The 21,640-nt window shown below is 60.6% G+C and carries 18 protein-coding genes, 1 tRNA gene and 1 pseudogene; 5 read left to right on the forward strand and 15 right to left on the reverse strand.

Features of this window, described 5'->3' with window-relative positions; all coding sequences use genetic code 11:
* The first annotated feature begins 13 nt into the window (after positions 1-13).
* Positions 14-1,306: a GTPase HflX gene (hflX, locus tag GRI65_RS03865; protein ID WP_160755183.1), complete on the forward strand. Its 1,293-nt coding sequence runs from the start codon at positions 14-16 to the stop codon at positions 1,304-1,306.
* A gap of 24 nt (positions 1,307-1,330) precedes the next feature.
* Here the strand turns inward: hflX and mazG are convergent, their stop codons facing one another.
* The 10 genes from mazG to GRI65_RS03910 all read right to left on the reverse strand — a co-directional run bounded on the left by mazG (position 1,331) and on the right by GRI65_RS03910 (position 10,248).
* The gene (gene mazG, locus GRI65_RS03870) at positions 1,331-2,080 is read right to left on the reverse strand and encodes a nucleoside triphosphate pyrophosphohydrolase (RefSeq protein ID WP_160755184.1); all 750 of its coding nucleotides are present in this window, start codon (positions 2,078-2,080) and stop codon (positions 1,331-1,333) included.
* Positions 2,081-2,153: 73 nt separating this feature from the next.
* Entirely contained in the window at positions 2,154-2,324 is a 171-nt protein-coding gene (locus GRI65_RS15090; RefSeq protein WP_202391196.1) for a hypothetical protein, read from the reverse strand.
* A complete protein-coding gene (locus GRI65_RS03875; RefSeq protein ID WP_160755185.1) occupies positions 2,321-3,088 on the reverse strand; it encodes an MBL fold metallo-hydrolase in 768 nt (255 codons plus the stop codon). Before GRI65_RS03875 ends, GRI65_RS15090 begins: the two co-directional genes overlap by 4 nt.
* The gene (locus tag GRI65_RS03880; RefSeq protein ID WP_160755186.1) at positions 3,085-3,861 is read right to left on the reverse strand and encodes a TatD family hydrolase; all 777 of its coding nucleotides are present in this window, start codon (positions 3,859-3,861) and stop codon (positions 3,085-3,087) included. The genes GRI65_RS03875 and GRI65_RS03880 overlap by 4 nt, the downstream gene beginning before the upstream one ends.
* On the reverse strand, positions 3,862-5,433 hold the full coding sequence (gene metG / locus GRI65_RS03885; protein WP_160755187.1) for a methionine--tRNA ligase: 1,572 nt from the start codon (positions 5,431-5,433) through the stop codon (positions 3,862-3,864).
* Positions 5,426-6,388, reverse strand: a complete 963-nt coding sequence (locus tag GRI65_RS03890) for a DNA polymerase III subunit delta' (protein WP_160755188.1) — start codon at positions 6,386-6,388, stop codon at positions 5,426-5,428. Before GRI65_RS03890 ends, metG begins: the two co-directional genes overlap by 8 nt.
* Positions 6,385-7,023, reverse strand: a complete 639-nt coding sequence (tmk, locus tag GRI65_RS03895) for a dTMP kinase (RefSeq protein WP_160755189.1) — start codon at positions 7,021-7,023, stop codon at positions 6,385-6,387. Before tmk ends, GRI65_RS03890 begins: the two co-directional genes overlap by 4 nt.
* On the reverse strand, positions 7,020-8,174 hold the full coding sequence (locus GRI65_RS03900; RefSeq protein ID WP_332872591.1) for a D-alanyl-D-alanine carboxypeptidase family protein: 1,155 nt from the start codon (positions 8,172-8,174) through the stop codon (positions 7,020-7,022). The genes tmk and GRI65_RS03900 overlap by 4 nt, the downstream gene beginning before the upstream one ends.
* Positions 8,175-8,243: 69 nt before the next feature.
* Positions 8,244-9,239 (reverse strand): SPOR domain-containing protein, encoded by a 996-nt coding sequence (locus GRI65_RS03905; protein ID WP_160755190.1) that lies wholly within the window; start codon positions 9,237-9,239, stop codon positions 8,244-8,246.
* A complete protein-coding gene (locus tag GRI65_RS03910; RefSeq protein WP_160755191.1) occupies positions 9,223-10,248 on the reverse strand; it encodes a lytic murein transglycosylase in 1,026 nt (341 codons plus the stop codon). Before GRI65_RS03910 ends, GRI65_RS03905 begins: the two co-directional genes overlap by 17 nt.
* A 149-nt stretch (positions 10,249-10,397) precedes the next feature.
* Between GRI65_RS03910 and GRI65_RS03915 the strand changes: the two genes are divergently transcribed.
* The 4 genes and pseudogenes from GRI65_RS03915 (at position 10,398) to GRI65_RS03930 (ending at position 13,902) form a co-directional block, all read left to right on the forward strand.
* Positions 10,398-10,485, forward strand: a tRNA-Ser gene (locus GRI65_RS03915).
* 156 nt (positions 10,486-10,641) lie between these two features.
* Positions 10,642-10,863 carry a hypothetical protein gene (locus GRI65_RS03920; protein ID WP_160755192.1) on the forward strand — a complete coding sequence of 74 codons (222 nt, stop codon included), beginning with the start codon at positions 10,642-10,644 and terminating at the stop codon, positions 10,861-10,863.
* Between the two features lie 522 nt (positions 10,864-11,385).
* Positions 11,386-12,065: pseudogene (gene rsgA, locus GRI65_RS15215) on the forward strand (ribosome small subunit-dependent GTPase A).
* A 178-nt stretch (positions 12,066-12,243) separates the two neighbouring features.
* On the forward strand, positions 12,244-13,902 hold the full coding sequence (locus GRI65_RS03930; protein WP_160755193.1) for an NAD(P)/FAD-dependent oxidoreductase: 1,659 nt from the start codon (positions 12,244-12,246) through the stop codon (positions 13,900-13,902).
* 384 nt (positions 13,903-14,286) lie between these two features.
* Here GRI65_RS03930 and GRI65_RS03935 read toward each other — a convergent pair whose 3' ends face one another.
* From GRI65_RS03935 to GRI65_RS03955, 5 genes are all read right to left on the reverse strand, one after another.
* Positions 14,287-16,290 carry a BCCT family transporter gene (locus GRI65_RS03935; RefSeq protein ID WP_202391089.1) on the reverse strand — a complete coding sequence of 668 codons (2,004 nt, stop codon included), beginning with the start codon at positions 16,288-16,290 and terminating at the stop codon, positions 14,287-14,289.
* 75 nt (positions 16,291-16,365) lie between these two features.
* Positions 16,366-17,592 (reverse strand): MFS transporter, encoded by a 1,227-nt coding sequence (locus tag GRI65_RS03940; RefSeq protein WP_160755194.1) that lies wholly within the window; start codon positions 17,590-17,592, stop codon positions 16,366-16,368.
* A gap of 213 nt (positions 17,593-17,805) precedes the next feature.
* Positions 17,806-18,435, reverse strand: a complete 630-nt coding sequence (locus GRI65_RS03945; protein WP_160755195.1) for a peroxiredoxin — start codon at positions 18,433-18,435, stop codon at positions 17,806-17,808.
* Between the two features lie 103 nt (positions 18,436-18,538).
* Positions 18,539-20,353: a SulP family inorganic anion transporter gene (locus GRI65_RS03950; protein WP_160755196.1), complete on the reverse strand. Its 1,815-nt coding sequence runs from the start codon at positions 20,351-20,353 to the stop codon at positions 18,539-18,541.
* On the reverse strand, positions 20,353-21,582 hold the full coding sequence (locus tag GRI65_RS03955; RefSeq protein WP_160755197.1) for an NAD(P)/FAD-dependent oxidoreductase: 1,230 nt from the start codon (positions 21,580-21,582) through the stop codon (positions 20,353-20,355). The genes GRI65_RS03950 and GRI65_RS03955 overlap by 1 nt, the downstream gene beginning before the upstream one ends.
* Positions 21,583-21,640 lie beyond the last annotated feature (58 nt).

The following is a 21,640-nucleotide window of genomic DNA, read 5'->3' on the forward strand; positions in this document are numbered from 1 at the left end:
CCTGTTAGGCGAGGTGTCCCGCGGAGCGCGGGCGATCGTTATCTGCCCCGACATTCGAGGCGCCAAGCACGACCTGGACGCCGCGTCCCGGCTGGAGGAAGCGTGCGGACTGGCGCTCGCCATCGGGATCGTGGTGGCCGAAGCATTCGTGCTACCGGTGCGTGACGTCAAACCCAATACGCTGTTCGGTTCCGGACAGGTCCAGACCATCGCCGACAAATGCGAGCTTGAGCTGGCCGAGCTGGTAGTGGTCGATGGCGCGCTGTCGCCGATCCAGCAACGCAATCTCGAAGACAAGCTCAAGCGCAAGGTGATCGACCGGACCGGGCTGATTCTGGAAATCTTTGGCGAGCGGGCCGCCACTGCCGAAGGGCGTCTGCAAGTCGAGCTGGCGCATCTCGATTACCAGCAAAGCCGGTTGGTGCGCAGCTGGACCCACCTCGAACGGCAACGCGGCGGCTTCGGTTTCCTCGGCGGCCCCGGGGAAACCCAGATCGAGGCCGACCGCCGGATGATCCGCCAAAGGATGGCACGCCTGCGCAAGGAACTCGAACAGGTTCGCCGCACGCGAGCGCTGCACCGCGAACGGCGCAATCGCGCGCCGTGGCCGGTGATTGCGCTTGTCGGTTATACCAACGCGGGCAAATCCACGCTGTTCAATCGGCTAACCGATGCCGACGTCATGGCCGAAGATCTGCTGTTCGCAACGCTCGATCCGACAATGCGGGCAATCCGCTTGCCGGGAGTGGAAAAAGCCATCCTGTCCGACACGGTGGGCTTCATCTCGGATTTGCCGACCCAGTTGGTCGCCGCATTTCGCGCTACGCTGGAAGAAGTAACTGCGGCCGATGTCATCGTTCACGTGCGCGACATCGCGAGCCCGGCCACCGCGGCGCAGAAGTCACAAGTGCTTGAAGTGCTTGCCGAACTCGGGGTGACGGGCGGCGAGGACGAGGAGAGCCCGATCCCGATTATCGAAGCGTGGAACAAGTGGGACCTGCTGGACCCCGAACGGGCTGACGATCTTGCCGACATTGCGGCAGCGGCTGACGACATCGTGCCGATCTCGGCAATTGACGGCACTGGTATGGACAATTTGATCGCCGCGCTCGACCGGTTGCTCACTGCAAGTTCGCGGATTTATCATATCACGCTGCCGGTTGGGGAAGGGCAGAAGCTCGCGTGGCTCCATGCGCATGGCCAGGTGATGTCCGAGAAGGATGCGGGCGAGGGCGACAACGGCCCCCTTCGTGAATTCGAAGTCCGCCTGTCGCCGAAGGAATTCGGACGATTTGCCCAGCTTTGAGCGGGAATGCCGTTTCTTCGTGCCTCAACGCTCGGACTGTTTGACCCGGTTCCACAAGGCTTCCTGCTCGTCGAGCGAAAGAGCGGCAAAATCATCCGCCAGGGCCTCCATCCCGCGGTAGCGCCGTTCAAACTTGTCGTTAGCCGATCGTAAAGCGTCCTCCGGGGCAATTCCGTAAGCGCGCACGAGATTGACCGCGGCGAACAGCAAGTCGCCGGCTTCTTCCGCTTGTTTGTCAGCAGGTGCTTCGGCAAGTTCAAGCGCCTCTTCGGCGACTTTAGCGGCGGGACCTGTGGTATCCGGCCAGTCGAAACCGTCGCGGGCGGCGCGCTTCTGCAACTTCTCGGCACGCAGCAACGCAGGGAGCGCACGGGCAACGCCGTCCATCGAACTTGTTGCGCCTTTGGCTTCGCGTTCGGCCGCCTTTAAGGATTCCCAGCGCTTTTCGCCCATCGTCCCGGTTTCACTGCCAAAAATATGCGGGTGTCGGGATTCCATCTTGTCGCTAATCGCTGCTGCCACATCGTCGAATGCGAAATGTCCGGCTTCTTCGGCAATCCTCGCGTGGAACACGACTTGAAGCAACAGATCGCCAAGTTCGTCACGGAGTTCGTCCATCGCGCCGCGGCCGATCGCGTCGGCAACTTCGTAGGCTTCTTCAATAGTATAGGGCGCGATTGTTTCGAAGGTTTGTGCCAAATCCCAATCGCAGCCGCTCTGGGGATCGCGCAAGGACGCCATGATGCGGAGGAGGCGGTCCAAGCTGGAACTCATCTCGGCCTCAATGTCGGAATGATAATATATATTATGTTAAATATCTTGATGGTATGGAGCTGGGTATGCCCTCTCACGGCGTTACCAGGCTGATGAACAGGAAACACATCACGAATATGCCTGCCCACGTCAGCGCCATGACCGCGCCCTTTTTCCAATTGAGGCGCTGGCCGACCAGTGCGCTGCCGGCCAGGATAAGGAAACCGAGCAGCGAAATGATCTGGACTGTGTCGAACTCGTTCACAACTCGATCTCCAATCCGTCATAACCGACCAGCACATTGGCGGGGATCTCGGCCGACAGAGTGGCATAATCCATGCTTTTGTCGAGATGGCTGAGAACGGCACGTTTCGCTCCAGTCCGTTTGACCAGATCGAGCGCCATCCCGAGATCAGCATGGGTTGGATGCGGTTCGCGCCTCAGACAGTCGGTTACCAGCAGATCACATCCCTGGAATAGCGACACCATTTCAGAGGTGATTTCGCTGAAGTCTGTCGCGTAACCGATTGAATAGCCGTCTGCATCGAACAGGAAAGCGGTACTCTTCGCCGGACCATGCGGCATGATGCACCAGCGCACCGAGAACCCCATGCACAGCCGTACATTGTCGAGATTTTCCAGGTTTACGATCGTCGGATAACCATGCTGGCCGGCGAACACATAATCGAAGCGCTGGCGAAGCCTGCGCACGGTTTCCTGACCTGCAAACCCCGGAATTGCGCCGCTTCGACCGTATCGTAACGGCCGCAGATCGTCGATGCCATGGCAATGGTCGGCATGGTCGTGGGTCCAGAATACCGCGTCGATCCAGTCGATATTGCTTGCGAGCAATTGCTGGCGAAGATCCGTGGAGGTATCCACCAGCAGGCGCTTGCCGTCATTGCTTTCGACCAGGATCGACACGCGGGTGCGGCGGTTCTTCGGTTCCTCGGGGTCGCAATCACCCCAGTCGTTGCCAATGCGCGGCACGCCAGTCGAGGTACCGGAACCGAGCATTACGAGCTTCACGCGGCGGCTTTCGTGAACAGCGCATGGAAGTTGCGCGTCGTGTTTCCTGCCAAGGTTTCCAGGCTTTCCCCGCGCAGGGCCGCAACAAATTCGGCAGTGTTCCTGACGAATGCCGGCTCGCACGGCCTGCCGCGATGCGGAACCGGCGCCAGAAACGGACTGTCGGTTTCGACCAGCAACCGGTCTTGCGGAATTTGTGCCGCGATTTCCTGAAGTTCCTTGGCGTTCTTGAAAGTCACGATGCCCGAAAGCGATATAGTCAGACCAAGATCAAGCACCTTCTTGCCGAAGTCCGCGGAAGCGGTGAAACAATGGATCAGCGCCGGGAATGCGCCCTGCTCCATTTCCTCGGTCAGGATGCTGGCGGTGTCGTCTTCCGCGTCGCGGGTGTGGATAATGATCGGGAGCCCCGTTTCGCGTGCGATGCCGATATGCATCCGGAATAGCGCCTGCTGCACCGTGCGGTCGGATTTATCGTAATAATAATCGAGCCCGGTTTCCCCGATTGCGATGACGCGGGGGTGCTTGGTAGCCTCTCGCAACGCGTCCGCGCCCAGATCCGCATGGGCGTCGGCTTCGTGGGGATGAATACCCACGCTGGCCCAGACATCGGGCTCGCGTTCCGCCGTGGCAATGACGTCATCCCACTCGCTCTGCTTGGTTGAAATGTTGAGGAAGCCCTGGACACCCGCATCCCGCGCGCGCTGGAGCACACCTTGTTGATCCTCGACCACACCTTTGTATTGCAGGTGACAATGGCTATCGATCAGCATTTATGCAGGCTCGCTTTCAGGCATGTCCAGTCTCGGAAAGATGCCTTCGGGTTTCTCGAGCCGGAAGCCGCTGGCCGCCATTGCCGCAAACCACGTAATGTCGTCGAGTGCGGCGAAGTCACGCGCGTCGGCGGCGATTCCCATCTGATCGAGTAGCCGGTCCGCCGATGTCGGGACAACACAGCGCACGGCGATGGCGAGCGATCGGACGCAGCGGAACAACGTCATCAGCACGGCTTGCATCCGTGCGGGATCGTCCTTGCGGAGCGCCCACGGTGCCTGCTCGTCGACATACTGGTTGCAGGCGAAGACCGCACGCATCCAGGCATCAAGACCGACCGAGAAATTCAGCTTTTCGAACTCTCGCGGCAATTCGGCTGTGCAGGCGACGCGAACCAATTCTTCAAGTTCATCATCCGCTGAATTGGTCGAAACGTCCTTGAGTTCGCCGTCCATGTTCTTGAAGATCATCGACAAACTGCGCTGGGCCAGATTGCCGAAACTATTAGCCAGTTCGGCATTTGCGCGGGTGACGATCGCTTCGGGGGAATAGCTTCCGTCCTGCCCGAAAGCGACTTCGCGCATCAGGAAATAGCGCAGCGTATCGACGCCGAACGTGCCCGCCAGCGTCATCGGGTCAGTCACATTGCCAAGTGACTTGGATTCCTTCTCACCGCGGTTCAGCAGGAAACCGTGACCGAAGACCTGCTTCGGCAGAGGAAGGCCGGCGCTCATCAGGAATGCGGGCCAGTAGACTGCGTGGAACCGGACGATGTCCTTGCCGATGAGATGCAGGTCTGCGGGCCAGAATTTCTGCATCATTTCGGTATCGTCAGGATAGCCGAGACCGGTGAGGTAATTCGTCAGCGCGTCGACCCAGACATACATCACGTGGCCGCCATCACCGCCATCCGCATGCGGTACTTTCACGCCCCAATCGAAGCTGGTGCGGGAAACGGACAGGTCGCGCAGTCCGCCGGACACGAAGCCGATCATTTCATTGCGGCGACTGTCGGGCTGCAGGAAATCGGGGTTGTTCTCGAACAATTCCAGCAATTTGTCCTGATAGTTTGACAGCGGGAAGAACCAGCTTTCTTCGACCGTCCATTCCACCGGAGTACCTTGAGGGGACAGCTTATCGTCCCCTTCCCCGACCAACTCACTTTCGTCGTAGAAAGCTTCGTCGCGGACGGAATACCAGCCCTCGTAGCGGTCCAGGTACAGATCGCCATTGGCTTCCATTGCCTTCCACAAGGCTTGGCTGGCGCGGTGGTGATCATCATCGACGGTGCGAATGAACCGGTCATAGCTGATGCCAAGACCGTCGCACATATCCTTGAAATAACCGGACATCTCGTCCGCCAGTTCGCGTGCGGTACGACCTTGCTCCTCGGCTTTGCGGAGCATCTTGAGGCCATGTTCATCGGTGCCGGTCTGGAAGCGGACCTCACGGCCCCGCAGCCGCTGGAAACGGGCAATCACGTCGGCAGCAATCGCTTCGTAAGCATGGCCGATATGCGGCCGGCCGTTTGGATAGGAGATTGCGGTGGTTATGTAGAAGGGATCAGGCATTGGCCCGGTCCCTACTGGGGGCGGTGGAGGCAAGCAAGGTGCCGATTTCCATTACCAGCAATCCCGCGTCGAAATTGTAGGTCGGCGCTTGCCCGGTCAGGGTCACGAGCTGGCTGTGCGCGTCCGCGAGCACCGGAATGTCTTCGGGTCGGCAATCCTGCGCCCGCGCCCCGATCACTGCTCGCGCGAGGTCCAGCGCCGCCTGGATGCGGGCGCGATCGGGCCGGCCGCCGATGGCCTCTGCCAACTGGCCGCGCAGCATGAAGTCGGGGTCACCTTCGACCGCGATGCGGCGCATTATGGTGTTAAGCGGTCCGAGGTTGCCGGTGATGAAATTGAGCGCCGCCCCGGGTGAACCGTTGGCGGCGGCGATGGCTGCATCGACCGCGTCATGGCCGGCTTCGGGTACCTCGCGGGACAGCAACGCCCGCATCTCGGGATCTTCGACAATCGGGAAACGAAGCGTCCGGCAACGTGAGCGGATCGTGGGGAGCAATCGTGCCGGACGGTGTGCGACCAGCAGGAAAAACGTACCCCGCGGCGGCTCCTCAAGGCTTTTCAACAGTGCGTTGGAGGCGCTTTTTTCCATATCGTCCGCGGGATCGATGATTATCGCGCGCCGCTCGCCAAGAGTTGGCCGGGTGTTCAAGCGCTGCTGCATCGACCGGATCTGCGCGATGGCGATGTTGCGTTTGAGTTCGAACGGCTTGCCGTCAGCCTTCTTCTTTTCCTCCTTATCGTCCTTGGGAAGGTGGGTCAGGATGTGGATATCGGGATGGTCGCCGGCAGGTTGGTGGACGTCTGGTTCCGCTACCAGTTCGCGCGCTGCAGCAATGGCGAACTGCATTTTGCCCAGCCCCCTCTTGCCGGTCAGCAGCCATGCGTGGTGCATCCGTTCGCCCGCCATGGCCTCACGCCATTCGCGCCACGGCTGTTCGTGGCCGATCAGGTTCATGCCGCATTGTCCGGCAACAGGGCGAGGGCCGCCAGGATCCGGTGGTGAACTTCCTCCGGCGTCCCCTCCCCGTCGACGGTGACGAAGCGGCCTGGCGCAGCGGCAGCGAAGCGCCGGAATGCATGTGCGACATTGGCATGGTATTCGCCGCCGCGCCCGCCGATGGCATCCGCTACACCCTTGTCTCGCGCGGCCAGTCTCATCGTTACCGTGTCCGGAGCGACGTCGATAAGTACGGTCATGTCGGGTAGCAGGCCCCCACTGCCGATGTCGTGCAGCACCATGATCGTGTCATCCCCCAAACCGCCGGCGCCGCCCTGATAGGCGCGGCTCGAATCGAGGAATCGGTCGCAGACAACCCACTGCCCCGCATCCAACGCAGGCCGGATCAGCTTTTCGACATGATCGGAACGCGCCGCGGCAAACAGCAAGGCTTCTGCGCGCGGGCCCCATCCCCGGCCGGGCGGGGCGAGCAGCAGCGCGCGGATCGCTTCTGCACCCTCGGTTCCGCCGGGTTCGCGGGTCACGGTAACAGAATGTCCAAGCGCCGCCAGCGCGTCGGCAAGCAGACGGGCCTGGGTCGATTTGCCCGTCCCTTCCCCGCCTTCCAGCGCAATGAACCGGCCGCGGGTCATGTGAATATGCCCCTAATCCCGTTGACAAAGCGCTGCCACACACCCGCTTTTTCGACCGCCACGGCAGTCACCAGTGGAACTCGGGAAGGCGGAAGTCCGGCGACTTCGATCTCCAGTTCGGCGATCCGTTCACCTTGACGAACCGGGGCTTGCAGCGGGCCCTCATAATGGATGGTGAGCTTCACGTCGCGCTGCAACCCGCCCACCGGGAAGGTCGCGTTGATATTGGCCGGCGCAACCAGCGGAACACCGGACTCCATGCCGTTTTGCACTTCCGCCATTCCGACAGTCGACCCCGCGGCGAACAGCGGACGGGTCTCGAACCGGCTAAAGCCCCATTCGATCAATTGGTAAGCGGCCTGTTTGCGGCGCTGGTGCGTGTCGCTGGCCGCCACGACCATGACCAGCCGTCGCCCGCCCCGCACCGCGGTACCGAGAAATCCGTAACCTGCCTCGTTGGTAAAGCCGGTTTTCATCCCGTCGGCGCCTTCGACACTGCCGATCATCGGATCGTGGTTGTCCTGCGCAATACCGTTGTAAACAAAGCCGTTGCGCCCGAAATACCGGGCATATTTGTAAGGATGACGGGTCACGATCGCCCTTGCGAGAATGACCAGGTCGCGGGCTGTGGTGTAGGTTCGGCCCTCGTCCATCCAGCCGTTGGGGGTGCCGAAATGGCTGGATTGCATGCCGAGTTCGCGGGCCTTGGCGTTCATCAGGTCGAGCCAGTTGTCGACCGAGCCAGCGGCACCTTCTGCCAGCACGATAGACCCGTCGTTGGCCGACACCGCTGCAATCCCAATCAGCAACTCGTCAACCGAGACCCGGGCGTCGTGCGGCAGGAACATGCGCGAGCCCTTGTTGTGCCATTCCTTGAAGGTTTCCGGGCGGACGGTGTAGATATTGGTCGGCGAAAGCTTCCCTTCATCGATCAGTTCGAACGCGACGAAAAGCGTCATCACCTTGGTGATCGACGCGGGTACGAACCGCCGGTCCGCATCGCGTTCCATCAACTCCTGGCCCGAATTTAGATCGACCAATATGGCGATCGGTGCGAGATCGGCGCCGGGGACGCCGGGATCGTCCGGTGCCGCGACGGTCGCGGGCATGACAGCCGGCGATACGGCAAGCAGCGGGGCCGCCGCTGTCACCACGGACAATGCCAGAATTCTCAGAAAATTTGCCAAATTCGTTCCCGTCACCGGGTTTGAACCGGCGGATCAGCCTGCAGTTGTTACTCTGGCATCGCTATACCCTGCCGCGCGCACCTTGGCGAGCGCTGCATCGGCCTGTCCACGGCTTGGAAACGGACCGACCCGGACGCGGAAGTACTTGCCCGATGGTTCGACGAAGCCGCCAAGCGAGGACGCGGTGGTTTCAGCCCCAGCCTTGCTCGAAAAAGTCGCGGCCTGGACGACGAATTTGCCGGCGAGGCTTGGTACTTGCGGTCGGGAAACATTTTCGGCGGCGGTATCTTCGGGGGCGACAACCGCCGGCAGCGTTTCTCCGCTCTCTGGCGCTGCAGGCAAATCCGCTGCGACCGAGGGAGGAATCTCTACAGCTACCGGCCCAGCCAGAATCTCTGCCGGGGCTTCCACAGGCGCCGGCACCGCCGCAAGGTCCACCGAACCGCGTTCCGGCAGCTTTCGTTTGAGCACCGAGACCAGCGATTGCGGCGTTTCCATCCGTTCCGCCGCTGCTTCGCCCCGCCGCAATTTGGCGCGCTCGATTTCTGGCGGATTGACCCGGCGAACTCGAACAGGGGCGCCCTCCTCGCTGCCTAATTGCGTTTGCGCCTGTGGCGACAGGGCAACCAAGCGTTCGCTTGTCATCGGCCCGCGCCGCTCGACGCGCGCGACAATCGTCTTGCCCGTTACCAGGGAAGTAATTTCAACATAGCTCGGCAGCGGCAAGGTCCTGTGGGCGGCCGTCACGCCCGTCCCGCCGGACATATCTGCGGCGGCATACCCTACCTCGTCATAGCTCATCGTATCGACCGGCGTATAAAGCGTACCGTCCACCGAATACGGTTCGCCCAGGATCACCGGATAATCGGCGGCCGGTCCGGTACCTGCTTCGCGAGCGGCATTGCCGGTCGAGGCAAGCGCGGATGTACCGTCAGCGCCGGACCCGCAGGCACCCAGCGCGGCAATCAGGCCTAACGAAAATGCCGCCCGGAAAATCGTCGAACGAATGGTCTCAAGGGTTAATCTCATCTGCAAGCAATCCCACGCTCATGGCGTAATAATTCGAGCAATTGTATTCGAGGATAACCCTATAATTTGCGGTTAAGAGCCACGCAGGATTTCCAGGTCCATCGGGCTGGAAGAACGATACCATGACGTCATCGGCAAGGAATTTTTGTGGCTGCACACCGAGGCTGCGCCATTCCGCCACGGTTTTCCACTGGCTATGGCGTTCATGCACCCGCGGGCAGACCGGCGAGGTTAGCTTGCTTTCGATGGCTGCGCGGTCGAGATTTGCAGGGACTGAGGCCCGTACGCCCCAGGGCTGTCCGCTGCGCCAGCCGGCGTCACGGAAATAATTGGCGATGGAATGCAGCGTATCGGCGCGGCTGTTCCAGATGTCCGCGTTCCCGTCACCGTCCCCGTCGACAGCCAGGCGCAAGTAAACGCTTGGGAGGAATTGCGGATTGCCGAAGGCCCCGGCCCAACTGCCGACCATCGTCGAACGGGGAAAGCCGCGGTCCGCAATCTTGAGCAGGTCGACCCATTCAGTGGCGAAGAGGTCCCGGCGTCGGCCTTCCCACGCGAGGGTTGCCAATGAGCGGGACAGATCGAAATCGCCGGTGTAGCTGCCGTAATTGGTTTCGTGGCCCCAGATCGCGATGATGATTTCGCCGGGGACGCCGTATTGCTGCTCGATACTTCTGGTGAGCGAGCGCGAACTGGCAAATGCGTCGCGCCCGCCATTGATCCGCGCGCGGTCGACGTGCCGGGCCAGATAAGGCGCGATCGGCGGGTAGCCGCTGGCGCTCGGCGTACCGGGCTGGGCCTGATCCAGCTCGATAACCCTCATGTTCGGGGTCAATCCGGAAGTCATCCGGCGGATAGTCGGCTCGCTGACCCCCTCCGCCCGCGCCCGGGCGATCAGCAGCTGCAGATAGGCATCGAAGGAGAGCTCCTGGCTATGGACCGCTGTCGGCACCGCAGGAACGCCCAGGACAATTGCAGCACAAGCGAGGAAGATACTTCTGAATAACATGGAGACCTGATGTCACAGACGATATGAATCGCAAATGACTTTTCATGGTTTTTTCGGTCGTTCGTCCGATTTGGAGCAAGTCCGCCGGCTTCAGCCTCAATTGGCGGGATGACAAATCGATTCCGGCACGCTAGCGGCAACTGCCGAGCGGAAGGGTGGCAGAGTGGTCGAATGCACCGGTCTTGAAAACCGGCGATGCGCAAGTATCCGTGGGTTCGAATCCCACCCCTTCCGCCAGGTGCTTTTCCGCCGCTTTCCGCGGCCTTCCGCAATCCACCGTAAATTTATCACATCGCTCATAGTCGTGATATTCCCTTTGGCCCCGGACATTCGTGCGACCGGCCCGCGTGGTTGAAGCGGTGAGTTCGCGCGATGCCTTCTACAGGGTTGAGAATGACTGTAACGGACGAAGACGATCCAAAGTTAACTCGGACGCAGATTCGCCTCTTGCGCCGGATCTACAACGGGCGTTCCGTCCCGATCTTCGCCGATGGCATGCCGTTCCTGACCTACAAAGCTGCCAGCCGATATCTCCGGTCGCTGGCGCTTCAAGCTCGTGACGCGGCCTATGCTGAGATGAAAGCACAGGCGATATCGCCTCTTCATGACGACTGAAGAATGGTGGCGCAGGAAGGCAGCAAGTCCCCCTCGCAATCGCCATTCTGCGACCAGACGCACGTCGATGGAGCCCGGTCGGCTGGTAGCGCACCAAACCTGATAAATCTCGGGAGGTTCTGGCCAAGGACCCTGTTACCGCACGGCCAGCAGTTGTCTGATTTAGAGCAACCGCTTATCGGACGAAAAGAAGGACGCTGCTGCCGCACTATGAAATCGACCGATGAAATATTGGAGGAGCTCGGATGGAATGCCTTTTTCCATGAGCAGGTCTCAGACGAGGAAGCGCAACCATGCCATCCCGTCCGGGTGATGGCCGTCCATCGCGGCAAGATCGCGGTTACTGGCGCTGGCGTAACGCACTTGATCACGCCCTATATTCCCGGAGCCTTGAGCTCTGACAATCATCCGACTGTCGGCGACTGGCTGCTGGTCGATGACGCCTCGTTGCAGCCAATACGCGTTCTTCAACGGATGAATCTGTTCAAACGAAGTGCGCCGGGCGATCCACGCAAGGAGCAGATGATCGCCGCCAATGTCGATACGCTGTTTCTCGTCGCCTCCTGCAACCAGGATTTCAGCGTCGCGCGGCTGGAGCGCTATCTGGTGCTTGCGCGCGAAGCGGGGTTTGTCCGGTCGTAATTCTCACCAAGGCCGACCTTACCGAAACCCCTGAGAAATTTGTGACGGCGGCACGCACGATCGAACCCGGATTGCGTATCGAGACTGTCAACGGCCGAAACCCCGCCAGCGCAGCGCGCCTCGCGGTCTATTGCGGTAAAGGCAAGACCGTTGCGCTTCTGGGCTCCTCAGGCGTAGGCAAATCTACGCTCGTCAATACGTTGCGCGGCTCGGATAGCATCGCCACCCAGGCGATCCGTGCAAGCGACGATACGGGACGCCACACAACCACCGTTCGCGAAATGCACCGGCTCGATCACGGCGGCTGGCTGCTCGACACACCGGGCATGCGCGAACTGCAGTTGTCCGACGCAGGCGCCGGCATAGCGGAAGTTTTCGACGACTTTGTCTTGGCGGCGGAAGACTGTCGCTTCTCAAACTGCGCGCATACCAGCGAACTTGGCTGCGCCGTTCAAGCTTCGATCGCGGACGGCAAGCTGACATCGGAACGGTTCAATCGCTGGCGCCAGCTAGCGGCGGAGGATCTTGTAGCCCCCGTATACCCGAAGCGCCGCCGATGAAGCGATTCGCAAATCTCAGCTTGTTCAATGCTGTTTCCTGGCAATGGTGGCAGTGTGGCACCGAACCCGGCTTCACCTTCAGGCTGGAGCGAACCCGATCCGGTGTCCTGCGATGAGATCGAAGTAGACTGCACATGAGCGATTGGCATTCTGCGCTATCACTCTCTAGTGCTGCGCAATGTTGCGCATCACCGAACTGACCCTGCCGCTCCACCATCCGGACGAGGCGTTGCCTGCTGCAATTTGCAAGCGGCTGAAGATTACCCCGCGCGATCTGGTTCGCTATGTCGTGTCGCGCCGTGGCCATGATGCGCGCGACAAAACAAACATCTTGCTCGTCTATTCGGTCGACGTGAATGTGAAAGATGAAGCGGGGGTGCTCAAGCGCTTTCGCAAGGATAGCAAGGTCCGGCCCACCCAGGACCCCCGCTATCACCTGATTGCCAAAGTACCCGAAGGTGGCACGTCCAGGAGGCCAGTTGTCATCGGCGCAGGGCCCTGCGGGCTTTTCGCTGGCCTTATCCTCGCCCAGATGGGGTTCCGCCCGATCATACTCGATCGGGGGAAAGTGGTTCGCGAACGGACCAAGGACACCTGGGGGCTGTGGCGTAAGGGGGTTCTCAATCCGGAATCAAACGCCCAGTTCGGCGAGGGCGGCGCCGGCACTTTCTCCGATGGAAAGCTCTACAGCCGGATCAAGGATCCACACAATCGCGACCGCAAGGTTCTGACCGAATTCGTAAAAGCCGGGGCACCGCCCGAGATCCTCACGGAAGCGCATCCTCATATCGGGACGTTCCGACTGGTGACGATGGTCGAGAGTATACGCAAGAGCATCGAGGCACTCGGCGGCGAATACCGGTTTTCCAACCGGGTCGATGGTATCGATATAACGACCGATGCCCATGGTGATCGCTATGTTCGCGGAGTCCATTTGAGCACCGGCGAGTATCTTGAGGCGGACCATGTCGTGCTCGCAATTGGTCATAGCGCGCGCGACACATTCGCAATGCTCCATGCCGCCGGGGTCCACGTCGAGGCCAAGCCGTTTTCGATCGGAGTCAGGATCGAACACCCGCAATCGTGGATCGACAGATCGCGGTTCGACATCGAAGCTGGCAATCCGATCCTTGGTGCTGCCGAATATCACATCTCGCACCACTGCAAGAATGACCGGACGGTCTATAGTTTCTGCATGTGCCCTGGCGGCACTGTTGTCGCTGCGACATCGGAGGAAGGCCATGTAGCCACCAACGGCATGAGCCAGTATTCGCGGAATGAGCGCAACGCTAACTCCGGCATGGTCGTCGGGATTGATCCGGCGCGCGATTTTCCCGGCGATCCGCTCGCAGGGATCGCGCTGCAACGCCATTGGGAATCGTTGGCCTACATTGCCGGCGGATCAAGTTACAAGGCGCCGGCACAAAGGCTGGGTGACTTCCTCGCAGGACGCCCCTCCGTAGCGCTTGGTTCGGTAACACCTTCCTACAAACCCGGGGTGCATATGACGGATCTGGCGCAATGCCTGCCCGAATATGCAGTGACCGCGATGCGTGAGGCACTGCCCGTTTTCGGTCGGCAGATCCCAGGCTACGATCACCCCGATGTGTTGATGACCGGTGTGGAAACCCGAACTTCATCACCGATCCGCTTCACCCGCGGCAAGGATTTTCAGAGCCTGAACACGGTCGGGCTGTTTCCTGCTGGCGAGGGTGCTGGCTATGCCGGAGGCATTCTCTCTGCAGCGGTGGATGGGATCAAGATTGCCGAAGCTGTGGCGTTGAGCCTCGGCGCCGCCCAAGCACGCAGTTGCCGCGATGGCGCCCTCGCCCAGTAAAAAAGCTTCCGACCGATTAGGACTCGCTCGAAACAAAGATAAGCGCCGGAGCTCTCGACCGAGAGGCATCGCATTCACGCCACAACTGCATAAGTTGGCGCCAGTGTTCCGGGGATGCCATGCAACTCGATGTCTACTACCCAATTTGAAGGTTGCAGGCGAAACCGTGCTGGTTGCGATTTCGGAAGTGCGCGGCTGCCGCTTGTCCGAGCCGACAAGAATTAGCTCTAGGTGGGCAGTTAAAAGAAAGCCGTTTTCCACGACTTTTCAGCGATTTATCCGGGCCGGTATTCGCCAAGGTGATCCAGGAACGATCCTGATGCGCCGTGAGGAGCCGGCTTGAGTGCAAAATAGCCCGTTCACAGCGTGTCCTGGTCCCGACGGCTATGCCGGTGAGGGTCCGGTGATGTGGCGGGTCTGGCGGAACCGGGCGTAGCGATTGAGCAGATCGTTGATGAGCTGGTCTTGCGTGAACCCTGTCACATCATGCGGCTGATCGGCCTCTGAACTGTGCGCCATGGCGCGGAAGTGACGATGCTCCCCGCTAGCGGACTTGGGCCGCTCTACCCACATGAAGCTGGGCGAAAGGTAACTTCTCGAACGGACCGTGTAGTTGAACTCGCCCCTCTCCCCATGGGGTATCTTCAAGTCGAGGCGGTCAGGCCCCTCGGTTATGGCCGGTGAGAATCCGTTCTCGCGCATTTGTGCGGCGACGGCTTCCAGCGCAGGCCGAGCAGTGACACCGATGAAGTTTGCAATCTGCGCAGCGTTGAAATGATGCATCAAGGAGGCGAGACGCTGCTGCCAGCTCAGGTCAGGATCGGCAACGGCAGGCTCGATTTTCGAGAGGTCGATCGCCGAACCCTCTTTTTCCATTTGCAGCGCACGCAGCAGGCCGACACAGATGAAAATCATGACCACCGCGAATGGCAAGGCGCTGGCGATCGCGGCTGTCTGCAGGGCCTGGAGGCCGCCGGCAAGTAGCAGCACGCCCGCAATGGTCCCGGCACATACAGCCCAGAAAATCCGTTGCCAGACCGGCGGATTTTCAGCGCCGCCCGAAGTGATCGTGTCCATGACCAACGCACCCGAATCCGCCGAGGTTACAAAGAAGGTAATCACCAGCAGGGTCGCGATGAAGGAGGTGATAGCGCTGAATGGCAGCGCTGCCAGAGTCTCGAACAGCGCCACGGGCAGATTGGTGAGAGCGGTTTTGGCGATCGGCGCTACCCCGCTCATATCCAGCGCTATCGCGGTGTTGCCGAATACGGTCATCCAGAGGAAACTGAACAGCACCGGCACCAGCAGCACGCCGCTGATGAACTCGCGGATCGTCCGGCCCCGAGAAATCCGGGCGATGAACATACCCACGAACGGGGACCACGCGATCCACCATCCCCAGTAGAACAGCGTCCAATCGCCAAGCCAAGGGTTTGGTTCGTAGGCATAAAGGCGGAACGTGCGCTGGACGAGCGAGTCGAGGTAAGCACCGATGTTCTGCAGGTACGCGTCGAGCAGGAATATCGTCGGGCCTGCGAACAGTACGAAGCCGAGAAGCAAGACGGCAAGGATGATGTTGAGTTCCGAAAGTCGCTTCACCCCCCGGTCCAATCCAAGAAAAACAGACAGCGTCGCGATGGCGGTTATCCCCGCTATGAGCAGCAATTGCGTAATAATCGAAACCGGGATGCCTAAAAGATAATTGAACCCCGCATTCACCTGCAGGACCCCCAGGCCTAGCGATGTCGCCACGCCGAACATCGTCCCGATAACCGCGAAAATGTCGACCGCATGGCCGATTGGTCCGTAGATGCGCTTTCCGATCAGGGGATAGAGCGGCGAGCGCGGTGCCAAGGGCAACCCCCTGCGAAACGCGAAATATGCCAGCGCAAGGCCCACGACGATGTAGATCGCCCAAGCGTGGAGGCCCCAATGGAGGAACGTCAGGACCATTGCCTGCCGTGCCGCTTCTATTGTGCCGCCCTCACCGCTTGGGGGCGCAGCGTAGTGCTGGATGGGTTCCGCTACTCCGAAAAATACGAGACCGATGCCCATCCCCGCGCTGAACAGCATCGCAAACCAGGAAAGGTAACTGTAATCCGGCTCGCTATCGTCAGGCCCGAGCTTCACATCGCCATGCCGGCTGATCATGAGATAAATTACAAAGACCAGGAAGCCAGCTACGGAAGCAACATAGAACCAGCCGAAATCCGCGACGATAAACGCCTGAACACGGGCAAACACCGCCGCTGCGGGTTCTGCAAAGACGACACCGAAGATAGCGAACAGAAGGATAAGGCCGGCAGATATATAAAATACCGGCGGGTTGACCTGAATTCGCGCAGTGGTCGCCAAAGGAGCGGCTTCCTCCAGGACGGGATCGGTCAAAGTATTTTCCTGCGTGGTTCTGGCATTGCTCTGTGAACGCAGCAGATGGCGATCGGTTGCAAGAAAGTGTGCCGGTTAACTATCCGAACGGGGGAGCGGGCCGAGCTCTGCGGCGGCGGGCGTGGTGCGCGGCAGCATCTGGTAGGGCTGTTGCAATTCACTCGGTACGGGCTCGCGGCGAAGCTGCCGCCAAAGCGCAAAAACCAATGTAAGCAAGGCGCAGGTGCCGATGTACAGGAATAATCCACCTTCGCCTGCGGCCATCATTACTCCGGCACCCGCAGTGGGCCCCGCCGCTGCGCCAATCGAATAAGTCAGCACAAGACCGCCGCTGGCGCTGACCCGCTGGTCCGCACTCAGGTGATCGTTGGTATGCGCCACACACAGGGGATAGAGCGCAAAGCTAAGACCGCCAAAGATCGCGCCGAGTATCAGCAACAGGGGGCCTGCGCCTGTAAGCCATGCCAATCCGGCGCAGACAGCCGTCGCCCCCAGCAGGGTTGCAACGATGACCATGCGCCGGTCGAACCGGTCGGAAAGCCACCCGACCGGCCACTGCAGCGCAACGCCTCCGGCGATCACCACGCTCATGAACAATGCGATGTCCGACATTTCCAGTCCCATACGGCGTGCATACACGGCCCCCAGGCCATAGAAGGCGCCGAGCATCAGCCCGGTCATGCCGCACCCGACCACCCCCAGCGGCGATGCCGCGTAAAGGCTGCGGATCGAAAGGGGTGCCTGACGCGCTACTGCCGGTTCTTCCAGACGGGTGAGCGCAATGGGAAGGACGGATAGCGAAACGAGCAGGGACGATGCCACGAAAGCTGCCGCGGCAGAACTGTCGAGGTTCAGGAGGAACTGCCCCACCGCCTGACCTGCATAAAGGGAAATCATGTAAGACGCGAGGATCGAACCGCGCGTGCTGGGCTCGGCCCGTTCGTTGAGCCAGCTTTCAAGGCAGACGAATACGGCGGCGACGCACAGCCCGTCGGTGAAGCGCAGCACTGCCCAGAACCCAGCGCCCTCAACGACGGTATATGCCAGCGTGGAAGCCGACAGAAGAGACACCGCGGCTGCGAAAGTACGGATATGTCCTACGCGCTGGATGATCGGCAAGGCCCGAAGCGCACCGATGGTGAGGCCAACGAAATAGCATGTCGCGACCAGCCCGATGATCCCGGCCCGCGTTCCCGCGCTTTCCAGCCGGAAGCTGACCAAAGTAGCAACCACGCCGTTACCCGCCATCAACATGAAGATGGCGAGGAGCATGCTGCGGGTGGAAATGAATGAACTAAGCACAGTACATGAATTGCTGCCTGGGCGCTCCGTTCCCTATTCGTCATTCAACCCGCTATGCCTTGCCGCCACCGATCTGCTCGCAGCAGTCAGATTAAGCGTTGGCCGCATTTTTCGAACCTGCGAGGGGGTATCACCGGTGCGGTACGGGGGCAACGCGTTGCACCGGATATTCCTTCACGCACCCTTGCCCCCGCAAAGTTTCGCAACCTTAAATCACGCGACCATCGTGGTGCGCAGATAGGGTCGATGTTCGGTCCAGCCTTGGGGGAAAAGCGCCTTGGCTTCCTCGTTGCTGATGGACGGCGGGATAATAACCGCTTTGCCCACCTGCCAGTCGGCCGGCGTAGCGATGCGTTTGCGGTCGCTCAGTTGGAGTGCATCGATCACGCGCAGTATCTCGTCGAAATTGCGGCCCACGCTCATCGGATAAGTCATCATCAGACGGATTTTCTTTTCCGGATCAATGATGAACACGGAGCGGACTGCCGCCGTTTCACTCTGATCCGGGTGAATCATGTCATAAAGTCTGGCAACCGCGAGGTCCGCATCGGCCACGATCGGAAATTCGAGTGTGGTGTGCTGGGTCTCGTTGACGTCCCTGATCCATTTGCGGTGTTCTTCCGCAATGTCGGTCGATAGCCCGAGTGGCTTGACGTTCCGCCGTTCGAACTCACCCGCGAGTTGCGCCGTACGTCCCATTTCTGTTGTGCAGACAGGGGTAAAATCCGCGGGGTGGCTGAAGAAGAACACCCAACTGCTACCGGCCCATTCATGCAGGCTGATCACTCCATCTTGTGTATCGACGGTGAAATCGGGGGCGGTATCGCCGATATGCAAACTCATCGCAGGTTCCTTTCGATCGATTCGATTTACCTAGGTGCGAACATAGCCAAGCGTCCAATCCGTTTAATCGATTACAGTAACCGAATAACCATTATCGACGGTGTTAAATCATTCCGCGCGCCATGTCGTTCGGCGCAGCTGTTCCAAGACCGTCGTCTTTGGCCAATTCGGCAAACGCGCGATTTTGTGACAGGAAGACCCGCCCGTTCAGTTCATCGATAAAGCGGGTGCGCTTGAGCCGGTCCATTACCGGGCCCTTTACTTCCGACAGGTGCATCCCGACACGAGCATCGGTAAGCCGGTGATTGATAGCTTCGAGACTTTCGAGGCCCGACGCGTCGATCTCGTTCACGGCGCTGCACATGAGGATGATGTGCCGAAGTGCCGGGCGTTCGGCCACCCGTTCCAGCACGTATTCTTCGAGCCAGCGCGCGTTGAGATAGGTCAGGCTTTCGTCGATCCGGATCGACAGGACATGCGGGACGGTGAAGACATCGTGCCGGTCGACATTGCGGAAATGTTCCGTCTCGGGGACGCGCCCGACAATTGCTGCATGAGGCCGCGATGCGCGCCATAGATACAGCATGAGCCCTACCCCGACCCCGGAGATCACGCCCATCTCCACCCCGGCCATCAAGGTGATCCCGATCGTTGCGATATGCGCCGCGAAGTCAGCCTTGGAATACCGCCACAACTGGCCGGGCGTCTTGAGGTCGACGAGGCTCAGCACGGCGACGATGATGGTCGCCGCCAACGTGGCGATCGGCAGGCTGAATAGCAGCGGGGTGAGAAACAGCGACGCCAGCCCGATGCCTACCGCAGTATATGCGCCCGCCGCCGGTGTTTCCGCACCGGCATCGAAATTCACAACCGAGCGGGCAAACCCGCCCGTGACGGGGTAACCGCCCGACAAGGCGCTCGCGATGTTCGACGCGCCTAGCCCGATCAGTTCCTGATCGGGCGCGATCCGTTGCCGGCGCTTGGCCGCCAGGGTCTGGGCGACGGATACGCTCTCAACGAAGCCGATGATCGAGATCAGCAGCGCCGGGACCCACAGCTTCTCGATCAGAGCGAGGTCGGTCGAGGGCACAGCGAACGGCGGCAACCCCGAAGGAATGGCGCCCACCAGGTTGACGCCCTTGGCCCCCAGATCGAACAGCAGCACCGCAAGGATTGTCAGCGCCACCGCGGCCACCGGTCCGGCCTTCACGATCAGTTCCGCAGTGCGCGGCTTCAGGCCTACGGCTACCAGCGCCGGTTTCGCGCCCTTGCGGACCCAGAACAGGAACAACGTCGCCGGGATGCCGATCGCCAGCGTCGCCACATTAGCCTGCCCGATAGACCCCGCAAGCGACCCGAGCATATCCGGCCAGTTGTCACCGCCCGCGTCGACGCCGAGGATATGCTTGAGCTGGCTGGTCGCGATCAGCAGGCCGCTCGCGGTGATGAAACCGCTGATCACCGGATGTGACAACAGGTTGGCGAGAAACCCCAGTCGCAGAAACCCGAGGATGGCAAGCATGATGCCTGACAGGGCAGCAAGGGTAATCGCGGCTTCGAGATATTCCGGCGAACCCTGTGCCGCGACCGCGCCGGCGGCCGACGCGGTCATCAGCGACACGACAGCCACCGGCCCGACGGCCAGCGTCCGGCTAGTCCCGAAAATGGCGTAGGCGACCAGCGGCAGGATAGAGGCATACAGTCCGACGACCGGGGGAAGTCCGGCCAGCAGCGCGTAGGCCAGGCTCTGTGGAATCAGCATGATGGTGACGATCACCGCCGCCACCAGATCGTTGGCCAGGACCGCGCGGTTATACGTTCGCCCCCACTCGGTAATCGGCAGATATCGCGCGAGCAGGCTGCTGCTCTTGCCCCCGGCGCTGATCGAAGCGCCGGACGCGGGCAAATCCGCAGGCATTACGCCGCGCGCCGTTCATTCGGCTTTGCCAGCCATTCATGGCCCCTGAGCATGCCGTTCCAGTATACCCATGGCAGCACTTCGGACTTGAGCAGCCACGACAATCGCGCAGGCCGCCTCCCGTCGATCAGCCAGGTTGGAAAACTCGGAAGCAATTTGCCCCCGTAGCCGAATTCGGCAAGGATGATCTTCCCGCGTTCGACCGTCAGAGGGCAGGAACCGTAGCCGTCGTAATCGGCCATCGGTTGTTTCCCGTCCAGCACGGCAAGCGCATTGCACGCTACGATCGGCGCCTGCTTGCGGACAGCGGCCATTGTCTTGGCGTTGGGCATCGAACCCGCGTCGCCCAGGCCGAATATATTCGGATACCGGACATGCTGCATCGTGAACTGATCGACGTCGACGAAGCCGCTCTCGGCGGCCAGCGGGCTGTTCGCGACAAATTGCGGAGCGACCTGCGGCGGCACGACATGCAGCATGTCGAATTCGCGCGTCACCTTGCCTTCGGCAGTTTCGAACGTTGCAGTCCTCGAAGCGCCGTCAACCGCGACAAGGCGGGAGCCGAGCTTCAGCTGGATTCCGTAACGATCCACATATTCCATCAGCGCGGGAACATAGGCCTCGACCCCGAAAAGAACCCCGCCCGCGTTGCGGAACTCAACCTCGATGTTGCCAAGGACGCCGGAGTCCTTCCATACGTCGCAGGACAGGTACATCGCCTTCTGCGGGGCACCGGCACATTTGATCGGCATCGGCGGCTGGCTGAAAATCGCGCGGCCGGACTTCAAATTTCTGACCAGTTCCCAGGTATAGGATGCCAGGTCGTAGCGGTAATTCGAAGTGACGCCGTTCTTGCCCAGCGTCTCTTCGAGCCCCTCGATCTGTTCCCACGCCAGCCGGATACCGGGTGCGACCACCAACAGCTTGTAGTTGATGTTGGTTCCGTCACCCAAAGTGACCTGGTTGTTCTCCGGTTGGAAGGTCGCCGCCGCCTGCCTGATCCATGTCACCGCCTTCGGCATCACACTTGCTGTCGAACGGCGGGTCACCGGCGCCTCGAAAACGCCGCCGCCCACCATCGTCCAGCCGGGCTGGTAATAATGATCCTCGCTCGGTTCGACGACCGCGATGTCGAGCGATGGGCGCCGCTTGAGGAGCGAGGACGCCGTTGCGATCCCTGCTGATCCGCCGCCAATGATAACAATGTCGTGAGAGACGGTGATCGCCATAGTGCACTCTCCAGAATTCAGTTCATGGCGATCACCCGCTTCCTTCGCGGATAACCCG

The sequence above is a fragment of the Allopontixanthobacter sediminis genome (genome assembly GCF_009828115.1).
Taxonomy (GTDB): domain Bacteria; phylum Pseudomonadota; class Alphaproteobacteria; order Sphingomonadales; family Sphingomonadaceae; genus Allopontixanthobacter; species Allopontixanthobacter sediminis.

Coding starts and splice junctions, on each gene's coding strand:
- metG (WP_160755187.1), bottom strand. CDS start 5,433: ATGCCTGATCCCTTCTACATAACCACCGCAATCTCCTATCCAAACGGC.
- tmk (WP_160755189.1), bottom strand. CDS start 7,023: ATGACCCGCGGCCGGTTCATTGCGCTGGAAGGCGGGGAAGGGACGGGC.
- GRI65_RS03950 (WP_160755196.1), bottom strand. CDS start 20,353: ATGCCTGCGGATTTGCCCGCGTCCGGCGCTTCGATCAGCGCCGGGGGC.
- GRI65_RS03905 (WP_160755190.1), bottom strand. CDS start 9,239: ATGAGATTAACCCTTGAGACCATTCGTTCGACGATTTTCCGGGCGGCA.
- mazG (WP_160755184.1), bottom strand. CDS start 2,080: ATGAGTTCCAGCTTGGACCGCCTCCTCCGCATCATGGCGTCCTTGCGC.
- GRI65_RS03945 (WP_160755195.1), bottom strand. CDS start 18,435: ATGAGTTTGCATATCGGCGATACCGCCCCCGATTTCACCGTCGATACA.
- GRI65_RS03930 (WP_160755193.1), top strand. CDS start 12,244: ATGTTGCGCATCACCGAACTGACCCTGCCGCTCCACCATCCGGACGAG.
- GRI65_RS03955 (WP_160755197.1), bottom strand. CDS start 21,582: ATGGCGATCACCGTCTCTCACGACATTGTTATCATTGGCGGCGGATCA.
- GRI65_RS03910 (WP_160755191.1), bottom strand. CDS start 10,248: ATGTTATTCAGAAGTATCTTCCTCGCTTGTGCTGCAATTGTCCTGGGC.
- GRI65_RS03890 (WP_160755188.1), bottom strand. CDS start 6,388: ATGAACCTGATCGGCCACGAACAGCCGTGGCGCGAATGGCGTGAGGCC.
- GRI65_RS03880 (WP_160755186.1), bottom strand. CDS start 3,861: ATGCTGATCGATAGCCATTGTCACCTGCAATACAAAGGTGTGGTCGAG.
- GRI65_RS03920 (WP_160755192.1), top strand. CDS start 10,642: ATGACTGTAACGGACGAAGACGATCCAAAGTTAACTCGGACGCAGATT.